General features: G+C 60.8%; 16 protein-coding genes. 9 read left to right on the top strand and 7 right to left on the bottom strand.

The features are described 5' to 3' along the window. The first annotated feature begins 337 nt into the window (after window positions 1-337). The 3 genes from kdpC (at window position 338) to F8N44_RS23560 (ending at window position 4,412) form a co-directional block, all read left to right on the top strand. Window positions 338-883 (top strand): potassium-transporting ATPase subunit KdpC, encoded by a 546-nt coding sequence (kdpC, locus tag F8N44_RS23570; protein WP_150651984.1) that lies wholly within the window; start codon window positions 338-340, stop codon window positions 881-883. A 130-nt stretch (window positions 884-1,013) separates the two neighbouring features. Further along, complete coding sequence (locus tag F8N44_RS23565) at window positions 1,014-3,665, top strand: sensor histidine kinase (RefSeq protein WP_150651983.1); 2,652 nt, start codon at window positions 1,014-1,016, stop codon at window positions 3,663-3,665. Between the two features lie 48 nt (window positions 3,666-3,713). Beyond that, on the top strand, window positions 3,714-4,412 hold the full coding sequence (locus tag F8N44_RS23560) for a response regulator (protein ID WP_150651982.1): 699 nt from the start codon (window positions 3,714-3,716) through the stop codon (window positions 4,410-4,412). A gap of 123 nt (window positions 4,413-4,535) precedes the next feature. On the opposite strand, the gene F8N44_RS23555 is transcribed toward F8N44_RS23560, so the two are convergent. After that, complete coding sequence (locus tag F8N44_RS23555) at window positions 4,536-5,573, bottom strand: patatin-like phospholipase family protein (RefSeq protein WP_150651981.1); 1,038 nt, start codon at window positions 5,571-5,573, stop codon at window positions 4,536-4,538. Between the two features lie 216 nt (window positions 5,574-5,789). On the opposite strand from F8N44_RS23555, the gene F8N44_RS23550 reads away from it, so the two are divergent. From F8N44_RS23550 to F8N44_RS23535, 3 genes are all read left to right on the top strand, one after another. After that, window positions 5,790-6,068 (top strand): hypothetical protein, encoded by a 279-nt coding sequence (locus tag F8N44_RS23550; RefSeq protein ID WP_007908543.1) that lies wholly within the window; start codon window positions 5,790-5,792, stop codon window positions 6,066-6,068. 79 nt (window positions 6,069-6,147) lie between these two features. Then, a complete protein-coding gene (locus tag F8N44_RS23545; protein ID WP_150651980.1) occupies window positions 6,148-6,912 on the top strand; it encodes a CHAD domain-containing protein in 765 nt (254 codons plus the stop codon). A 234-nt stretch (window positions 6,913-7,146) separates the two neighbouring features. Next, window positions 7,147-7,941: an acyl-CoA thioesterase gene (locus tag F8N44_RS23535; protein ID WP_150651979.1), complete on the top strand. Its 795-nt coding sequence runs from the start codon at window positions 7,147-7,149 to the stop codon at window positions 7,939-7,941. Between the two features lies 1 nt (window position 7,942). Here F8N44_RS23535 and F8N44_RS23530 read toward each other — a convergent pair whose 3' ends face one another. The 3 genes from F8N44_RS23530 to F8N44_RS23520 form a co-directional block, all read right to left on the bottom strand. Further along, window positions 7,943-8,308: an Mpo1-like protein gene (locus tag F8N44_RS23530; protein ID WP_150651978.1), complete on the bottom strand. Its 366-nt coding sequence runs from the start codon at window positions 8,306-8,308 to the stop codon at window positions 7,943-7,945. Between the two features lie 213 nt (window positions 8,309-8,521). Continuing rightward, window positions 8,522-10,003, bottom strand: coding sequence for a methyl-accepting chemotaxis protein (locus F8N44_RS23525; RefSeq protein ID WP_150651977.1), 1,482 nt, complete (start codon window positions 10,001-10,003; stop codon window positions 8,522-8,524). A 201-nt stretch (window positions 10,004-10,204) separates the two neighbouring features. Beyond that, the gene (locus tag F8N44_RS23520) at window positions 10,205-11,020 is read right to left on the bottom strand and encodes a TatD family hydrolase (protein WP_150651976.1); all 816 of its coding nucleotides are present in this window, start codon (window positions 11,018-11,020) and stop codon (window positions 10,205-10,207) included. Window positions 11,021-11,256: 236 nt separating this feature from the next. Between F8N44_RS23520 and F8N44_RS23515 the strand changes: the two genes are divergently transcribed. The 3 genes from F8N44_RS23515 (at window position 11,257) to F8N44_RS23505 (ending at window position 13,782) form a co-directional block, all read left to right on the top strand. Then, window positions 11,257-12,678 carry a transglycosylase SLT domain-containing protein gene (locus F8N44_RS23515; RefSeq protein ID WP_150651975.1) on the top strand — a complete coding sequence of 474 codons (1,422 nt, stop codon included), beginning with the start codon at window positions 11,257-11,259 and terminating at the stop codon, window positions 12,676-12,678. Between the two features lie 111 nt (window positions 12,679-12,789). Then, on the top strand, window positions 12,790-13,224 hold the full coding sequence (locus F8N44_RS23510) for a DoxX family protein (RefSeq protein ID WP_007908568.1): 435 nt from the start codon (window positions 12,790-12,792) through the stop codon (window positions 13,222-13,224). A gap of 249 nt (window positions 13,225-13,473) precedes the next feature. Further along, window positions 13,474-13,782 carry a hypothetical protein gene (locus tag F8N44_RS23505; protein ID WP_016985510.1) on the top strand — a complete coding sequence of 103 codons (309 nt, stop codon included), beginning with the start codon at window positions 13,474-13,476 and terminating at the stop codon, window positions 13,780-13,782. A gap of 6 nt (window positions 13,783-13,788) precedes the next feature. Here the strand turns inward: F8N44_RS23505 and greB are convergent, their stop codons facing one another. The 3 genes from greB to F8N44_RS23490 are packed head-to-tail and all read right to left on the bottom strand — an operon-like array spanning window position 13,789 to window position 17,508. Next, window positions 13,789-14,286: a transcription elongation factor GreB gene (gene greB, locus F8N44_RS23500; RefSeq protein ID WP_016985509.1), complete on the bottom strand. Its 498-nt coding sequence runs from the start codon at window positions 14,284-14,286 to the stop codon at window positions 13,789-13,791. Window positions 14,287-14,320: 34 nt separating this feature from the next. Next, complete coding sequence (locus tag F8N44_RS23495; RefSeq protein WP_150651974.1) at window positions 14,321-16,825, bottom strand: ABC transporter permease; 2,505 nt, start codon at window positions 16,823-16,825, stop codon at window positions 14,321-14,323. After that, the gene (locus F8N44_RS23490; protein ID WP_007908572.1) at window positions 16,825-17,508 is read right to left on the bottom strand and encodes an ABC transporter ATP-binding protein; all 684 of its coding nucleotides are present in this window, start codon (window positions 17,506-17,508) and stop codon (window positions 16,825-16,827) included. The genes F8N44_RS23495 and F8N44_RS23490 overlap by 1 nt, the downstream gene beginning before the upstream one ends. Between the last annotated feature and the right edge of the window lie 4 nt (window positions 17,509-17,512).

The raw sequence follows: 17,512 nt of genomic DNA, 5'->3' as shown, positions 1-17,512 counted from the left end.
GATCGGCTCCCTTTCCTCTTGTCACCTTCGTGGGAGAGGGGACTGACCGAGGTGTTTACGAGAGCTACACCGACTTGAGATACCGAGCCGAACTCAGGTTTTGAACTGCACAAAGATCGGCTCCCTTTCCTCTTGTCACCTTCGGGGGAGAGGGGACTGACCGAGGTGCTTGTGGGAGCTACACCGACTTGAGATACCGAGCTGAACCCAGGTTTTGAAAAGCACATAAATCGGCTCCCTTTCCCCCTCGCCCCCTTGGGGGAGAGGGCTGGGGTGAGGGGGAAAGATCCCCCTGACACCCCACCAAAGTTTGCCCAACGAATTCGAGGATTTTGCTATGTCCACAATGATACGTCCGGCCCTGAGCCTGCTGGTGCTGATGACCCTGGTCACCGGCGTTGCCTATCCACTGGTGGTGACGGGTGTCGCGCAAGTCGCATTCCCCGCTCAAGCCAACGGCAGCCTGGTGCATGACGCCGATGGCAAAGTCCGTGGCTCGTCGCTGATTGCTCAGGATTTTGTCGGCGATGCGTGGTTCCACCCGCGTCCCTCCGCCGGTGCGTTTGCTACCGTTTCCAGCAGCGCGAGCAATCTGGCGCCGAGCAATCCGGCACTCGCCACACGGGTGATCGACGACGCCAACAAATTGCAGGTTCCCGGCCAAGGCCCGGTGCCGCTGGCGCTACTGACGACTTCAGGCAGCGGCCTCGATCCGCACTTGCCACCGGCAGCAATTGCCTATCAACTGGCGCGTGTCGCGACTGCACGTAATCTGCCGGTATCGACCTTGCAGCAACTGCTCGATGCGCACATCGAGCAGCCGCTGGTGGGGCCGCCGGTGGTGAATGTGCTTGAGTTGAACATGGCACTGGAAAAACTGTAGATCGGTGGCGCGGCCATTCGCGAGCAGGCTCGCTCCCACAGGGATATGCGTTCCAAATGGGGGAGCGAGCCTGCTCGCGAAGAGGGCCGAAAGAACACCGCATAACTATCAGCAAGAGAGAATATCAAGCATGAGCGACTCCGGCCGCGCCGACGCGCTGTTAGCAGACCTGCCCCGTGACGGCCGTGGTCGGCTCAAGGTTTTCCTCGGCGCCGCCCCCGGTGTCGGCAAGACCTACGCCATGCTCCAGGCTGCGCACACGCAACTGCGCCAAGGCGTGAAAGTCATTGCGGGCGTGGTCGAAACCCACGGCCGGGCGGAAACCGAAGCGCTGCTCGGCGGTCTGCCGCAGCAACCGCTGGTACGCTCGGAATACCGTGGCGTGATGCTCGAAGAAATGGACCTCGACGGCCTGCTCGCCGCCAAGCCTAAACTAGTGCTGGTGGACGAACTGGCCCACAGCAATGCCCCCGGCAGTCGCCACGCGAAACGCTGGCAAGACATTCAGGAACTGCTCGCCGCCGGCATCGACGTGTTCACCACGGTCAACGTCCAGCACCTGGAAAGCCTCAACGACCAAGTGCGCGGCATTACCGGTGTGCAGGTGCGTGAAACTCTTCCCGACTGGGTGCTGCAAGAAGCTTACGAACTGCTGCTGATCGACCTGCCGCCGCGCGAATTGCTCGAGCGCTTGCGCGAAGGCAAGGTCTACGTGCCCGAGCAGGCGCGCGCAGCAATCGATGCGTTTTTCACCCAGACCAACCTCACCGCATTGCGCGAACTGGCGATGCAAACCGCCGCCGCGCAGGTCGACAATGATCTCGCCCAAGGCTATCGCCAACTCGGCCAGGCCGCGCCGGCGGTACGTGGCCGATTACTGGTCGGCGTTGATGGCGATGCGCAGGCCGAACGCCTGGTGCGCCACGCCAGTCGCGTCGCTCAGCGCCGGCATCTGCCGTGGAGTCTGGTGCACGTCGATAACGGTGCGGTGCGCGACGAGCAATCACGCCTGCGTCTGCAAAGCGCTCAGCAATTGGCGGAGCGCCTCGGTGGTGAAGTGGTTTTATTGCGCGCCGGTGAAGTGGCGAAAACCTTGGTCCAGCATGCCGCCGAGCGCCGCGCGAGTCTGGTGTTGGTCGGCCAGTCTCGACCGAGTTGGCGTCGTCGACTGTTCGGCGGTGGCTTGGCGGCGCGTCTGTTGCGTCAGGCCCATGGTCTGGAAATCAACGTCCTCGACAACGATCATCAACACCCGCAGTCGCGCCCGCGAAACCCGCTGACACTGGTGTGGTTCGACTATGCGCTGGCGCTGGTCGCCACGGTGTTGGCCAGTGCCTTGGCGTGGGCGGTGTCGAGTGTGTTGCCGCTGCCGAATATCTCGCTGGTGTTCCTTGCGGCGGTGTTGCTGGTCGCGGTGCGCAGCAGTCTCGGCCCGGCGCTGGCCTGTGCGGCGCTGTCGTTTCTGACTTACGATTTTCTGTTCATCCCGCCGAATTTCTCTTTCAGCATTCAGCGCGAAGAAGACGTGCTGACCTTGTTGTTTTTCCTGCTGATGGCAGCGCTCACCGGTAACCTCGCGGCGCGTCAGCGACGGCAATTGCAGGCCCTGCGCGACACCCAGGAGGAGACCACCGAACTGCTCGACCTGTCGCGCAAACTCACCGCCGCGACCGATCGCCAAGCCGTGGTCAGCGCCGCTGCGCAACACCTCAACGGCTGGAGCGATCTGCAACTGTGCCTGCTCAATCGCGACGGCCAAGGCGGCTGGAAAGTCGAGACCGGCGGGCCGCTGGAATTTACCGAGTCCGAACGCGCCGCTGCCGATTGGGCCTGGCAACACGATCAACCGGCGGGCATGGGCACCGGCACATTGCCGTTCGGACGCTGGTGGTGGTGGCCGCTGTCAGTCGAAGACGGGCCGCTGGCGTTGCTCGGTGTCTGCGCGAAAGAAGGCCAGACCTTGAGTGGCCAGCGTCGCCGCTTGCTCACCGCATTAAGTCAGCCGCTCGCCCAAGCGCTGGCGCGCGCGCAATTGGCGGACGATCTGGAAGCCGCGCGCCTGCACGGTGAAACCGAACAACTGCGCAGTGCCTTGCTGGCCTCCGTGTCCCACGATTTGCGCACGCCGCTGACCGCCATGCGCGGCAGTATCGACAGCCTGTTGGCCCTCGGCGAAGCGATCCCGCTGGAAGACCGTCGCGAACTGCTTGAAGGCACTCGCGACGAAGCCGAACGTCTCGACCGCTACATTCAGAATCTGCTCGACATGACCCGGCTCGGCCATGGCGCGCTGAAGCTGGCGCGGGACTGGGTGTCGCCCGCCGACATCGTCGGCAGTTCGCTCAATCGTCTGCGTGCAGTGCTCGCGCCGCTGCAGGTCAGCACCGATGTACCGGCCGAGCTGCCGCTGCTGTTCGTGCATGCCGCGTTGATCGAACAGGCGCTGGTCAATGTGCTGGAAAACGCCGCACGTTTCTCACCCGTTCACGGTCGCTTGCAACTCAGTGCGGGAGCGAATGACGAGGAGATTTTTTTCTCGGTCAGTGACGAGGGGCCGGGAATTCCCGAGGACGAGCGGGCGAAGATTTTCGATATGTTCTACACCGCTGCCCGGGGTGATCGCGGGGGGCAGGGCACCGGCCTCGGGCTGGCGATCTGTCAGGGTATGGTCGGCGCGCACGGCGGTCGTATCAGTGTCGCCGACGGCATCGACGGGCGCGGCACCTGCATCACCTTGCACTTGCCGTTGCAGACGCAACCGGGGATGGACGATGAAGCCTGATTGCGACTGCGCTACTCTCTTGCCACTCTTTTGTGTTGATGTGAATTCATGAGCCAGACCGCGACCATTTTGGTAATCGACGACGAACCGCAGATCCGCAAATTCCTGCGCATCAGCCTCGCTTCCCAAGGCTACAAAGTGCTCGAGGCTGGCACGGGTGCTGAGGGGCTGGCGCAGGCAGCCTTGAATAAACCGGATTTGCTGGTGCTCGACCTCGGCTTGCCGGACATGGACGGCCAGCAAGTGCTACGCGAGTTTCGCGAATGGGCCACGGCGCCGGTACTGGTGTTGTCGGTGCGGGCCAGCGAAGGGCAGAAAGTCCAGGCGCTGGATGGCGGTGCCAATGACTATGTAACTAAGCCGTTTGGTATTCAGGAGTTTCTTGCCCGGGTCCGCGCCTTGTTGCGTCAGGCGCCGGCAGGGGAGGCGCAGCAGGCGGCGTTGAGCTTCGGCCCGCTGACCGTGGATCTGGCCTATCGGCGGGTGTTGCTCGACGGTGTTGAAGTAGCGCTGACACGCAAGGAATACGCGGTGCTGGCGCAGTTGGCTCGGCATCCCGGGCGGGTAATTACCCAGCAGCAATTGCTCAAGGATATTTGGGGACCCACGCACACCGAGGACAGCCATTATCTGCGGATTGTGGTGGGGCATTTGCGCCAGAAACTGGCGGATGATCCGACGCGGCCGCGGTTTATCGTGACAGAGGCGGGGGTTGGGTATCGTCTGCTGAACGAGAACGGCCTGTAGTTTTGTATTGGCCGATCGGGCGCTTTCGCGAGCAAGCTCGCTCCCACAGGGGAGTGCATTCCAATTGTGGGAGCGAGCTTGCTCGCGAAGAGGCCCTCAAATTCAATGAAGAATTTTAGCCAGTCATCCCTGCTCACTGTCATACCGATCCAGCGTATCCCGCGCAATCTCGCGCCCCAGCGCGATCAGCTCCGGCGCCTTGTAAAACTCGAAAAACCGGCACACCCGCTTCGGCACGTTGATCAGGATATCTGGCGGATACCCGGCGATCTTGTACTGCGCCAGCGAGGTCTGCATCACCTCGAAACTCTGGTTGATCAAGTCCAGCAACGAGGCCGGCCCGACATTATCGATGATGAATGAACCGGTCGCCGATTTCGGCGCGCCTTCACGCTCAGGCGCGGCCGCCGGTTGCTGGCTCTCCGGCTCGGCACCGTCGAGCCAGGGATTGATGTCCGCCGCTTCGGCGCGCAGCGCTTCCTGCTCGAGCCGCAACAGTTGCTCGGCCTGTGTTCGGCGGAACGGCATCTTCGACCCCAGCGATCTGATCAGGTTGTCGAAGCGTGAGCGGAACGCGGCCGGGCGCTGGATCACCGGCAATTTGTAGTGACGCTGGTTGGTTGAGTTGAGATTGACCGCGATGATCAGATCACAGTGGCTCGACACCACCGGCACGATCGGTAACGGGTTGAGAATGCCGCCATCGACCAGCATGCGATTGCCTTGCATCACCGGGGTGAACAGGCTGGGAATCGCCGCCGAGGCGCGCATGGCCTGATGCAGGCAGCCTTCCTGAAACCAGATTTCCTGTTGATTGGTGAGGTCGGCGGCGACGGCGGTGTAGGGGATGCGCAAGTCTTCGATGTTGACCTCGCCGACGATCTTGCGGATCTGCCCGAAGACCTTTTCGCCGCGAATTGCGCCGAGACGAAAACTGACGTCGACCAGCCGCAGCACATCCAGATAGTCGAGGCTTTCGATCCAGTTTTTGTATACGTCGAGTTTGCCGGCGGCATAAATCCCGCCGACCACGGCGCCCATCGAACAGCCAGCAATGCAGGCGATGTCGTAACCGCGTCGTTCGATCTCTTCAATGACTCCGATATGGGCATAACCCCGGGCGCCACCGGAGCCCAGCACCAGTGCGACACGCTTTTTCATCAAACTTCCTCCCGACAAGGTTGCACAATGCACCCATCGCCGGGCCGGCTCAATCGCCGAGGTCGTTGAGTGCGCCGGTGACGTCGTTTTTTCGATACTGCATGACCCTTCGGCGCTATCCTTCTCAGTTGCGCGGTTTCACCCGCCGGCAAGGCACTTTTTCGCAGCCTTACCGTCTTACCTGCACGACTGTTGACCTATTTTGAGGTGTGAGTGATGAAAGCCTGGATCTGTGTGCCGTTGATGGCTCTGGCATTGGCCGGTTGCGCCGGTAAAACCGCTTACCGCGACAGCTGCGGCAGCCAGCTCGACGCGGCCTGGCATGAGCTGGATCTGGCCAAGGCCGAAGGCTTTGCCGGCACCGTCAGCTACTCCAAAGCGTTGTCGCTGCTGACCGCCGCCAAGACCCAGCAGCAATTCGAGGGCTTTGAAGGCTGCAGCAAGAAAGCCGAGAAGGCGCGTTTCTACATTCGCGAATCCCGCGCCGGCCGCTAAGCTGCTGACGTGAAGCAAGGAGGCTGCGTTCACAGGACGGCAGCATGTTCTTCAGAGCCATTTGAATCAGGAGCAAGTGATGTCTGCGTTGGTTGACCGGTTGGTGGCTCACGTCCTGAGCCTGGAAGTGCGGCTGCTGGCCTGTCAGGCGCGATTGACGGCACGCACCGACCCCGAAGCGCTGCACGATCTGCGCACCACGGTGCGGCGCCTGCGCAGCCTGTTGCGGCCATTGCGCGGTTTGCCGGGTATCGAACAACTCGAAGATGCCGCCTCGGCGGTCGGCCAATTGACCACCCCGTGGCGTGATCGCGAAGTACTTGCGGCGTACTTGCTCAAGCATGATCAGCCTGAAGCCGCGCAACGCCGCATGGCGCAGATGGCCGAGGCTTATCCGGCGCTGGCGGCGAGTGCCGAGGTGGCTGCGCTGTTGATGATTCTCGACGCTTTCCCGCGTTTCCTGCGTGCCTCACAGCGTCAGGGTTTGCTCAAGGGCTTGGACAAACGCATCGAAAAACGCTTGGGCAAGCAATGGCAGAAACTTGACGAGGCGTTGCATGATCCCGCTCACGACCGTCATCGTCTGCGTTTGCTGATCAAACGCGTGCGATATGGCATCGAAGCCTATCCCGAACTGGACCGCTTGCCCGAAGCGGCGCTGGCGCGGTTGAAGTCAGCGCAAGGCGCGTTGGGCGACTGGCACGATTGCTGGCAATGGCTGGCGAAAGCTGAGCTTGAGGCGGACCTTCAACCGTGCGTCGCCACTTGGCAGGCGACCATGATCAACGCTGAAAGCAAGGCTGATCGCGTGCTGGAAAAACTCAGTTCAGCCTGTTTCAAATAACCTTAGCCCCGCGATATCCCCTGTAGGAGCTGCCGAAGGCTGCGATCTTTTGATTTTGATTTTTAACAACAAGATCAAAAGATCGCAGCCTTCGGCAGCTCCTACAGGGTTTTGTGTCTGTATTTGAAATACGCTAAGGCCTTTCTGTCAGTCTCTTTGACCGGAATAGACGCTGCGGCGCTCTGCAGGTCTGGTTAAGATCCCTGCATTCCTTTCTCGTTTTCTGAGGTTGCCATGCGCTTTAGCGATCTGCTCGAGGCGGTCCGCCGCCAACCGGAACTGACGATTCCTGCCGAATGGGGCCAGGGCCGTGCCAGTTTCGGCGGTCTGGTGGCCGCGCTGCAATACGAAGCCATGCGTGCAAAAGTCCCGGCGGATCGCCCGGTGCGTTCGCTGGCAATTACCTTCGTCGGCCCGGTCGAGCCTGAAATCCCGGTGAGTTTCGAAGTGGATGTGCTGCGTGAAGGCAAAGCCGTCAGCCAGGTCATGGGCCGGGCGATGCAGAATGGTCAGGTGGTGACCATCGTTCAAGGCAGCTTCGGTGCTTCGCGGCCCTCGGAAGTCGCCGTGCAAGCATATCCGGCGCCGGCAATGAAACACTGGGACGAATGCCAGGAGTTGCCTTACATCAAAGGCGTGACCCCGGAATTCATGCGTCATCTGGCAATGCGCTGGAGCGTCGGCGGCATGCCGTTCACCGGCAATCAATCGCGGCTGATGGGCGGCTGGGTGCGCTTACGCGGCGATGTCAAAGAAGAGCCGGTCAAAGAGGCGCATCTGCTGGCCCTGGTGGATGCATGGCCGCCCGCATTGCTGCCGTATCTGAAGAAGCCGGCACCGGGTAGCACCTTGACCTGGACCATCGAATTCGTTCAGCCGTTACGCGACTTGAGCACGCTGGACTGGTGCCAATACCTGGCCGACATCGAGTACGCCGCCGATGGCTACGGCCATGTCGCCGCCAAGTTATGGAGCGCAGAAGGGGAGTTGATTGCAATGAGTCGTCAGACGGTCACGATCTTCGCCTGACTCAATGCCGACGGTGGCGCTCACACCAGGCGCGCCACCAGCCGCCACTGAGAAAGAAGCGCGGAAAAGTCAGAAACTGTTCGACCAGTAACCGCGACACCGCATCTTTACGATCACTGAACGGCTCGGAGGCTTGCGCCTCCAGGCTGTGGCCGTGGCGCTGCAAACCCAGCGCGGCGACGATACCGATCACGCCGATGGCGACGCTGGCCAGACTCAGGCTGAACACCCCGGAGACGATCAGCAGAAACGCAACGATGAACAGCGGCACGGCGATCAGGTGCAACACCAGATTGGTCGGATGCTGATGATTGCCCGGGTACGCGCGCCATTGCCACGCGGGAAGGTTGGGGTGACGTTTGCCCATGTTTTGTACTCCTCGATCCATGTTGAACTCATGGTTGAAGAATAGACCCGGGCGGTGAGGGCGGCGAATCAAGGTTGGCTATTGAAGTGATAGGCGTCATCGCAGGATTCGATGCTGAATGGCTTGACGCCTTCGCGAGCAAGCTCGCTCCCACATTGGACCGGTGCGCACACAAATTCCCTTGTGGGAGCGAGCTTGCTCGCGAAAGGGCCTTCAGAGTTTCAATTGACCTATGGCCCTGCTCAACTCCCCAGCCAACGTCGCCAACTCATTACTGGTCGTCGCCGAATCCACCGTCTGCTGCACGGTGTTCTCGGTCACATCGCGAATACTCACCACCGCCCGGTTCATCTCCTCAGCGACCTGGCTCTGCTGCTCCGCTGCCACGGCAATCTGCGTGTTGCTCTCACGCATCTGCGCCACCGCGCCGGTGATTTCCGCCAGCGCCTCGCCGGCCTCTTGCGCCTGCTGCACGCAATCGTCGGCTTTGTACGAACTCTCCTGCATGAAATCCACCGCGTCGCGAGTGCCAGCCTGCAAGGCCGAGACCATCGTGGTGATCTCGTCGGTCGAGGTCTGCACGCGTTTTGCCAGATTGCGCACCTCATCGGCGACCACCGCAAACCCTCGGCCCATCTCACCGGCGCGGGCCGCTTCGATGGCCGCGTTCAGCGCCAGCAGGTTGGTCTGCTCGGCAATGCTGTGAATCACGCTGACCACGCCGTTGATCTTCTGGCTGTCCTCGGCCAGCCGTTGAATCATCTCGGCCGTCTGCTGCACACCGCTGGACAGCCCGGCAATCGAGTGCTGCACCCGGGCAACCACTTGCTGACCGCTGCCAGCGAGGCCATCGGCAGTCTGCGACAGATCGCGGGTGGCGCCGGCGTGTTGGGCGATGTGATAAACCGTGGCAGTCATTTCGTTGATAGCGGTAGCGGCCTGATCGGTTTCGCTCTGCTGACCGAGCATGCCGTGGCGCACTTCGTTCATGCTCGACGCCAGCCGCGCCGCGCCGACATCCAGTTGCCGTGCGGTGTTGGCCACGGTGGTGACGACGCGCTGGTAACCGGCCTGCATCGCGTTGAACGCATTGGCCATCTGCCCGACTTCGTCTTTGCCGGCCAGCGGCACGCGGGCCGAGAGATCGCCGCTTTTCTCAACGTGCAGCATCACGTCTTTCAAGGTGTTCAACTGGCTGAGCAGGAAACGGATCAGCAGTTGCGAGGCACACAGCATGGCGAACATCAGGATGAACACTGCCACAGCGTAATTGGCGAAACGCTCGCTGAACACCTGACTCAGGCTCGGGCCATAGGCAATCACCGCGACCTGCTGGCCATCGGCACGGCTGAACACCTCAGCGCCCATCAATGGGTTGTCGCCGAACAGCGGCAGGTGATTGATGTCGTTCCAGCCGTTGCTTTCCGTGATTTCCAGCAAGGGCTGATCGTTCAGGCGCGGTGCTTCGCCGCGCTTGAAGGTCAGTACCTGATCGGTCTTCGGCAGCGGTTGCCCGTCCGGCCAGGCTTTGAGCAGTTGCGCCTGGGCTTGTGCCGAGGCCTGTGAGGCGTGACTGCGCGCCTGTTGTTCGAGCTGCACGGCGTACAGCACCAGCAACAGGGTGGTGACGAAGGCGACCGCATTGACCGCCCAGAATTTGTATTTCAGCGAGATATTGCTAAGCCAGGCACCCATGGAGGTCTTCTCTGATAGCGGAAACAGTTTTGGCAAGGTGCCAGCATTGTGCCGCTATGCAGGTCGGAAGATCTTGATATGAGTCAACAGGGCGCATTGTTCACCCTGTGGGAGCGAGCCTGCTCGCGAAGAGGGCGTGTCATCAACATCATTTCCATCTGAACCACCGCATTCGCGAGCAGGCTCGCTCCCACAAGGGAATTATGGTGTGTCAGGAAGGGCGGGGAGTTTATAGAACGCGCGGGCACACGCGGTGGTGTGCGCCGCCAGATCTTCCTCGGTTTCGCCACGATGCAACGCCACTTCGCGCAGCACTTCGCTCAGATACGCCGGCTCATTGCGTCCGTTCTTTGGTTTCGGTCGCAGGGTGCGTGGCAGCAGATAAGGCGCGTCGCTTTCCAGCATCAAGCGTCCACGTTTGATCTCTTTCACCAGCGGATGCAAATGCGTGCCACGGCGCTCGTCGCAGATCCAGCCAGTGATGCCGATGTGCAGATCCAGATCAAGGTAGCTGAACAACGCCTTTTGCTCACCGGTGAAGCAATGCACCACAGCAGCGGGCAGGTGATCACGGAAGCCTTTGAGGATTTCCAACAGGCGCTGGCTGGCATCACGCTCATGCAGGAACACCGGCAATTGCAGTTCAACGGCCAAGGCCAAATGTTCTTCGAGAACTTTTTCCTGCTGTGGGCGCGGCGAGAAATCACGGTTGAAATCGAGACCGCATTCACCTACGGCAACGACGTTTTTCTCTTGCAGCAAGCTGCGCAAACGACGGGCACTGTCAGCGTTCCAGTCACTGGCCGAATGCGGGTGAATACCGGCGGTGGCGAACAGCCGTTGGCCGCTTTCATCGAGTTGCTGGCACAGCTCCAAGGCTTGCTCACTGCCCTCGACGCTGGTGCCGGTCAGCACCAGTTGGCAGATCCCGGCCGCATAGGCGCGGTCGAGTACGGCCTGGTGTTTGTCGGCGAAACTGGGGTTGGTCAGGTTGACGCCGATATCGATGAGTTGCATGGTTGCTACCTCGGGCCGAAGGCCGGAAAGCATACCAGAGCTGTAGATTCATAAGAAAAGCTAAGAACTACAACGAGTTATAGCTGTCTCTTGATGCCGCGACGCAGCCCGGTTTGGCAGAAGTGCCATTACTGTGCCAGTCTCTCGCACTTTGCCAGCGCTCCAAGCGCTCTGTTTTCGTCGGTGATTTCGAACTCAAAGAGATGAAATCGCCCCGTATTCTTTTCGGAGAGTGGATGGTTCGTCCCTCGGTTTTGCTGCTGTTGTGTGGATCGCTGCTACTGCCGATAACGGCGGTTGCGCGCCTGCCCGGGCCGCTGCAAGCCGTGCCGGCGGCCAAGGTGCGTGACTTGTCCGAGATTCGCAGCAGCCGCGTGTTGCGCGTACTGGTCAACCAGAGCCGCAACAGCTCCGGCGAAGTTCAGGGTCAGGCCATCGGCGTCGAATACCATCGCCTGCGTGCCTTCGAGCAATACCTCAATGGCCATGCCCGCGATGGCCAGGAAATCACCCTCAAGATCATTCCCAAAGCCAAGGACCAATTGCTCGGCGCCTTGCAGCGTGGCGAAGGTGATCTGGTCGCACCGGGTGAATTGCTCGATCTGCAATCTGGCTATGCCGTGGCCAGTAGCGAACCGATCGCCAGCAACGTGCCGCTGGTGTTGGTCGGGATCAAGGGTGAGCGCCGCTACACCAAGGTCGAGCAGCTCTCCGGTAAAACCCTCGCGCTGCCCACCGGCAGTGCGGCGGGGGAGGCGGTCAGTCAGCTCAATCAGAAACTGGCGTTGCACAAACTGGCGCCGATCAAGATCGAATGGGTTGATCCGACCCTGGCGGTCGAGGATGTACTGGAGATGGTTCAGGGCGGTATTTTTCACCTGACCATCGTCGAACAACCGATCGCCGAGCGCTGGGGCAAAATCCTGCCGAAACTGCGCTTTGACCGGCAATTGATGATCAGCGAGCCGGGCGAGGAGTACTGGTTCGTGCGCCGCGATGCTGCGATGTTGCGCGCGAGCATTGACCGCTTCCTCGGTGGTTACAAGAAACCGTCCAACGAAGATGCCGCGTTTCTGCGCATCTATCGCCGTCTCTATCAAGTCCACTATCCATTGGCCAAGGCTGATCGCCAACGTCTGGAAAAACTGCGCCCGACCCTGCAAAAGCACGCCCAGGCGCAGAACATGGACTGGCTCAATCTGGCCGCACTGGCGTTCAAGGAATCACGCCTGCAACCCAATGCCCGCAGCGGCAGTGGCCCGACCGGGCTGATGCAGATCACGCCTTCCGCCGCTCAGCGAGTCGGCGTGAGCAACATTCAGAATCTTGATGCGAATGTGCAGGCCGGGGCCAAGTACCTGGCAATGATTCGCCGCAAGTTCTTCAACAGCCCCAAGCTCAATGAACGCGAGCGCATGGCGTTTACGCTGGCGGCCTACAACATCGGCCCCGAGCGCGTGCAGGGCATGCGCGCTGAGGCCCGACGCCGGGGGCTGAATCCCAACCAGTGGTTCTTCCAGGTCGAGCGCATCGCCATGGAGCAGGTAGGAATGGGGCCCGTCAGCTATGTTAATAGCGTGAACAAGTATTACTTGGCGTTCGACCGGGAGCGGGAGTCGTTGGAGCCCGGGGCGCAAAAAGTCGTCTTACGGAAATGATCTAATAAACTGATTGTTATGGCGGAATATTTGCGCTTTTAACATGAAATTTACTGATTAATATAGCGGCCAACCAACACACACAACTTCTCGCAAAACAAGGAATGCCCCATGAGCTCTCTGATCAACAAAGTACTGTTCACCCGCGCTGGCTACGGTCTGACCATCCTGCGCATTGCGGTCGGCGTAATCTTCGCTGCGCACGGTTCGCAAAAGCTTTTCGGTCTGTTCGGTGGTTATGGTCTGGCGGGCACGGCGCAGTACATGGACAGCATTGGTCTGCACCCGGGCTACCTGATGGCGACCCTGGCTGGCGGCACTGAGTTCTTCGCCGGCCTGGCCTTGATCATCGGCCTGCTGGTGCGTCCGGCAGCATTGGGTCTGACCTTCCTGTCGCTGGTGGCGATCTTCACCGTACACATCAGCAACGGTCTGTTTATGGCCAACAACGGTTACGAGTTTGCTCTGGCCCTGCTCGGTGGCAGTCTCGCCGTGCTGATCGAAGGCGCCGGCAAGCTTTCGGTGGATCGCGCCATCGCCGGTTAAGCGCTCTGGCTCAAGGAAAAGGCCCGCATTGTGCGGGCCTTTTTTTGTTGCGGCTGATTCTTGACACTGATCGGTCACGTTATCTAGGATGTTGCCCATGCGCCGATTTAAACAGCTACTTGCGGGGCGCCAGGTGACTTCAACAGTTGCTGTCAGAAGCCGGAACAGGGCTTCGAAATACCGCTAAAGCGCTGGTTCGGTGTTGCCTCTCACCTGCCATGCAGACTTTTGAGGCAGAGACACGACACGATGAATGCACTACGCCCTCCAGCACGTCCCGCGCCGATCACGGCACATATCACCCAGCGCAACCCGAAAATCCTTCTTGGTGGCAAGCATCAGCCGACGCTGTTGCGTTACCTCGATGGCTGGCCACGTCGCAGCGGCGGTCCTGCCGCGTTCCTCATCCAGTTTGTCGAAGACGGCGAGTCGCTGGCGCGTTTTGCCAGTGACAGTTTTGATCTGGCAGTGATTCAGGCACCGAGTGCGGAAGATGCGCCGGAGATGATCAAGCAACTGGTCCGCGTTGCACGCCAAGGTTTGATCACTCGCCGCTGATAGGCTTTACGGATAGTCGATAGCGACGATGTAAACGAACTGTTCACCCGTCGGAGTCTGCACCCGGACTTCTGCATCCAGCGCCTTGCCGATCAAGGCGCGGGCCAGTGGCGAGTCGATGCTGATCAGGCCCAGCTTCAGATCCAGTTCATCCGGACCGACGATGCGATAGCGCGATTGCTTGCCGTCTTCGTCTTCGATAGTCACCCACGCGCCGAAGTAGACCTTGTTCGGATCGCTGGGTTTTTCACTGACGACTTTCAACGCTTCCAGACGTTTGGTCAGAAAGCGCACGCGACTGTCGATCTCGCGCAGCATTTTCTTGCCGTAGGTGTATTCGGCGTTTTCCGAGCGATCACCCTGAGCCGCGGCCTCGCTGACCGATTGCGTCACCTGCGGACGGCGCACATGCCACAGCTCATGAAATTCGGCACGCATCCGCGCTTCACCTTCAGGGGTGATCAACGCGGTGCCGGCGGGGCGTGGAGGGCGATAACGGCTCATGGCAACTTCTTGTGATTAAGACCGCTTGAGTCTATCAACCCTCACGCAACACTGTCAGTGGACTTGCATTGAGCGCCCGGCGCGTGCCGAACACACCGGCACCCCCAATCAGCGCGGCGCCAATCAACGGCAGCACCAACAACCACGGATGCGGGTGCCACGGCAGATCGAACGCGTAGCGATACAACAACAGACTCACCACTTCCGAACCGATCGCCGCAAGCAGTCCGCTGACCGCACCGAGCAAGCCGAACTCGATGCGCCGCGCCTTGATCAGCAACTGCCGCTCCGCACCCAAGGCACGTAGCAGCGCACCTTGGCGAATACGTTCATCGAGCGTCGACTGCAAGCCGGAAAACAGCACGGCCATGCCCGCTGCCAAAACAAACAACAACACATATTCCACGGCCAGGGTGACTTGGGCGAGGATGCTGCGCAGTTGTTCCAGCAGTGCTTCGACCTGAAGAATGGTCACAGCCGGGAAGGTACGCGACAGTTCGACGATCTGCTGATCATGACCCGGAGCCAGATAGAAGCTGGTCAGGTAAGTCGCCGGCAGATCCTTCAACGTGCCGGGCTGGAAGATCATGAAGAAGTTCGGCTGGAAGTTGTCCCAGTTAATCTCGCGCAGGCTGGTGACCTTCGCTTCACGATTGACCCCACCGACACTGAACACCATGTGATCGCCGAGCTTGAGCTTGAGGCTTTCGGCGACTTTGCCTTCCACCGATACCCCGGGAACATCGTCGGTCGGCTGATCCTTCCACCATTCACCCGAAGTGAGCTTGTTGCCCGCCGGTAAATCAGCGGCCCAGGTCAGACTCAAGTCGCGTTGCACGGCGCGGTCGCCCGCCGAATCCTTGCTGACGATTTGCTGCACGGCTTCGCCGTTGATGCTGATCAGTCGGCCGGGCACCACCGGATACAGTGGCGCCGCTTGCGCGGACACTTTGATCAGATGATCGGTGAATGCCTGTTTGTCTGCTGGCAGGATGTTCAGAGCAAAGTAGTTCGGCGCATTTTTCGGCAACTGGTTTTGCCAGGTGTCGAGCAGTTCGCCGCGCAGCAGAGCGATCAAGGCCATCGACAGCAGAATCAGACCGAATGCCAGCGACTGACCGGCCGCAGCCAAGGGGTGGCGCAACAACTGGCCCAAGCCCAAGCGCCATGGCAGCGAAGCGCGGGCGAGCATCCGCCGCAGGCTTTGCAGCAGTAACAACAGCAGACCGCCCAACACCAACGCGGCAACTACACCACCACCGAGCAAGGCGAACGTCAGCAGCAGATCGAGGCTCAGGCGCCACATGATCAGGCCGAGCGCACCCAGAGCTGCGCCATAAACCATCCACGTGCTCGACGGAATCGGCAGCATGTCCCGGCGCAGCACACGCAGCGGCGGCACGCGACCCAATGCGGCCAGCGGCGGCAAGGCGAAACCGGCCAACGCCACCAGTCCGGTGCCGATCCCGGCGATGGCTGGAAACAGACCGCCCGGCGGCACGTCGCTTGGCAACAAATCATGCAGCAGCGCGAACAGGCCCAGTTGTGCCAACCAGCCGAGCAATGCCCCGCTGAGTGCGGCGAGCAAGCCGAGCACGGTCAACTGCAAACTGAACAGCACCATGGTTTCCCGGCGCGAAAGACCGAGGCAACGCAGCAAGGCGCTGGCATCGAAACGGCGGCTGGCGAAACGGTTCGCCGACAACGCCACTGCCACACCGGCCAACAGCACGGCGACCAGACTGGCCATGTTCAGATAACGCTCGGCCTTACCGAGTGCACCGCCAATCTGCCGGTTGCCATCGCGGGCATCCTGAATTCGCTGATTCGCAGCGAGCCCGGGTTTGATCAGCTGTCGATAGGTTTCCAGCGCCTGCGGTTCACCACGCCACAGTTCGCGGTAACTTACGCGGCTGCCGGGTTGCACGACACCGGTGGCGGCGAGGTCGTCAAGGTTGATCATCACCCGCGGCGTCAGGCTATAGAAGTTGCCGGCGCGATCCGGTTCGTAGGTCAGCACGCGGGTCATTTTCAATGTCTTCATGCCGACATCGATGCTGTCGCCGATCTTCAGATCCAGTGCGGTCAGAAGGCGTGCCTCGACCCAGGCTTCGCCGGGTTGCGGTTCACCGCCGGTTTCTTCGGCGGCGAAGGGGGCGGGCGCGCTCTTCAGTTCACCGCGCAACGGATAGGCACGGTCGACGGCTTTGATGCTCGACAACTGAATGCCATTGTCGGTGGCGATGACGCTGGAAAACTCCACCACTTGTGCGTGATTCAGGCGCAGCTCGGTGCCACTCCTGATCTGTTCTTCACGGGCCGGCGAACTTCCCTCGAGCACCAGATCGGCGCCGAGGAACTCGGTCGCGCGCAGCATCATGGCGCCGTTCAGGCGAGCGCCGAAATAGCCGATGGCGGTACTCGCCGCCACCGCGACGACCAAAGCGAAGAACAACACGCGCAATTCGCCGGCGCGGGCATCGCGCATGAGTTGGCGAATGGCGAGACTGAACAGACGCAACAGCGGCAAACGTGCCATCAAGGCTCCAGAGGGGCGACCAACAGCCCGGCTTCAAGTCGGATCAGACGCCGGCAGCGATGGGCGAGGCGTTCGTCGTGGGTCACCAGCACCAGGGTGGTGCCGCGTTCCTTGTTCAATTCGAAGAGCAAGTCGCTGATGCGCTCACCGGTGTGGCTGTCGAGGTTGCCGGTGGGTTCGTCGGCGAACAGTACGTCAGGCTCGGCAGCAAACGCGCGGGCAATCGCCACACGTTGTTGCTCACCGCCGGAGAGCTGTCGCGGCGAATGCGTGAGCCGCTGGCCGAGGCCGACGCGCTGAAGCAATTCAGTCGCACGTTCGCGGGCGTCTTTGCGGCCATCGAGTTCCAGCGGCAGCATGACGTTTTCCAGTGCGTTGAGGCTGTCGAGCAATTGAAACGATTGAAAGACGAAACCGACGTGTTCGGCACGAATGCGTGCGCGCTGGTCTTCATCGAGATTGCTTAGGCCCTGGCCGGCGAGAATGACTTCGCCACTGCTCGGCAGATCGAGCCCGGCGAGCAGGCCGAGGAGGGTGGATTTGCCCGAACCGGATGCGCCGACGATGGCCAGGCTATCGCCCTTGTTCAGTTCCAGGCTGAGTTCGTGCAGGATAGTCAGTTCACCTTCCGCGCTGGGAACCACTTTGCTGAGGTTCTTCGCGGTGAGAATGCTTGCGCCCATGGAG

This window comes from Pseudomonas fluorescens (assembly GCF_902497745.1).
Taxonomy (GTDB): domain Bacteria; phylum Pseudomonadota; class Gammaproteobacteria; order Pseudomonadales; family Pseudomonadaceae; genus Aquipseudomonas; species Aquipseudomonas fluorescens_BM.
This window is presented reverse-complemented; position numbering and strand designations above follow the sequence as displayed.

What these genes read in the sequence shown, in the direction of transcription:
- F8N44_RS23510 (WP_007908568.1), top strand. Translation starts at nt 12,790, where the DNA reads ATGAGCTCTCTGATCAACAAAGTACTGTTCACCCGCGCTGGCTACGGT.
- F8N44_RS23505 (WP_016985510.1), top strand. Translation starts at nt 13,474, where the DNA reads ATGAATGCACTACGCCCTCCAGCACGTCCCGCGCCGATCACGGCACAT.
- F8N44_RS23545 (WP_150651980.1), top strand. Translation starts at nt 6,148, where the DNA reads ATGTCTGCGTTGGTTGACCGGTTGGTGGCTCACGTCCTGAGCCTGGAA.
- F8N44_RS23495 (WP_150651974.1), bottom strand. Translation starts at nt 16,825, where the DNA reads ATGGCACGTTTGCCGCTGTTGCGTCTGTTCAGTCTCGCCATTCGCCAA.
- F8N44_RS23550 (WP_007908543.1), top strand. Translation starts at nt 5,790, where the DNA reads ATGAAAGCCTGGATCTGTGTGCCGTTGATGGCTCTGGCATTGGCCGGT.
- F8N44_RS23560 (WP_150651982.1), top strand. Translation starts at nt 3,714, where the DNA reads ATGAGCCAGACCGCGACCATTTTGGTAATCGACGACGAACCGCAGATC.
- F8N44_RS23490 (WP_007908572.1), bottom strand. Translation starts at nt 17,508, where the DNA reads ATGGGCGCAAGCATTCTCACCGCGAAGAACCTCAGCAAAGTGGTTCCC.
- F8N44_RS23535 (WP_150651979.1), top strand. Translation starts at nt 7,147, where the DNA reads ATGCGCTTTAGCGATCTGCTCGAGGCGGTCCGCCGCCAACCGGAACTG.
- kdpC (WP_150651984.1), top strand. Translation starts at nt 338, where the DNA reads ATGTCCACAATGATACGTCCGGCCCTGAGCCTGCTGGTGCTGATGACC.
- F8N44_RS23565 (WP_150651983.1), top strand. Translation starts at nt 1,014, where the DNA reads ATGAGCGACTCCGGCCGCGCCGACGCGCTGTTAGCAGACCTGCCCCGT.
- F8N44_RS23555 (WP_150651981.1), bottom strand. Translation starts at nt 5,573, where the DNA reads ATGAAAAAGCGTGTCGCACTGGTGCTGGGCTCCGGTGGCGCCCGGGGT.
- greB (WP_016985509.1), bottom strand. Translation starts at nt 14,286, where the DNA reads ATGAGCCGTTATCGCCCTCCACGCCCCGCCGGCACCGCGTTGATCACC.
- F8N44_RS23525 (WP_150651977.1), bottom strand. Translation starts at nt 10,003, where the DNA reads ATGGGTGCCTGGCTTAGCAATATCTCGCTGAAATACAAATTCTGGGCG.
- F8N44_RS23515 (WP_150651975.1), top strand. Translation starts at nt 11,257, where the DNA reads ATGGTTCGTCCCTCGGTTTTGCTGCTGTTGTGTGGATCGCTGCTACTG.
- F8N44_RS23520 (WP_150651976.1), bottom strand. Translation starts at nt 11,020, where the DNA reads ATGCAACTCATCGATATCGGCGTCAACCTGACCAACCCCAGTTTCGCC.
- F8N44_RS23530 (WP_150651978.1), bottom strand. Translation starts at nt 8,308, where the DNA reads ATGGGCAAACGTCACCCCAACCTTCCCGCGTGGCAATGGCGCGCGTAC.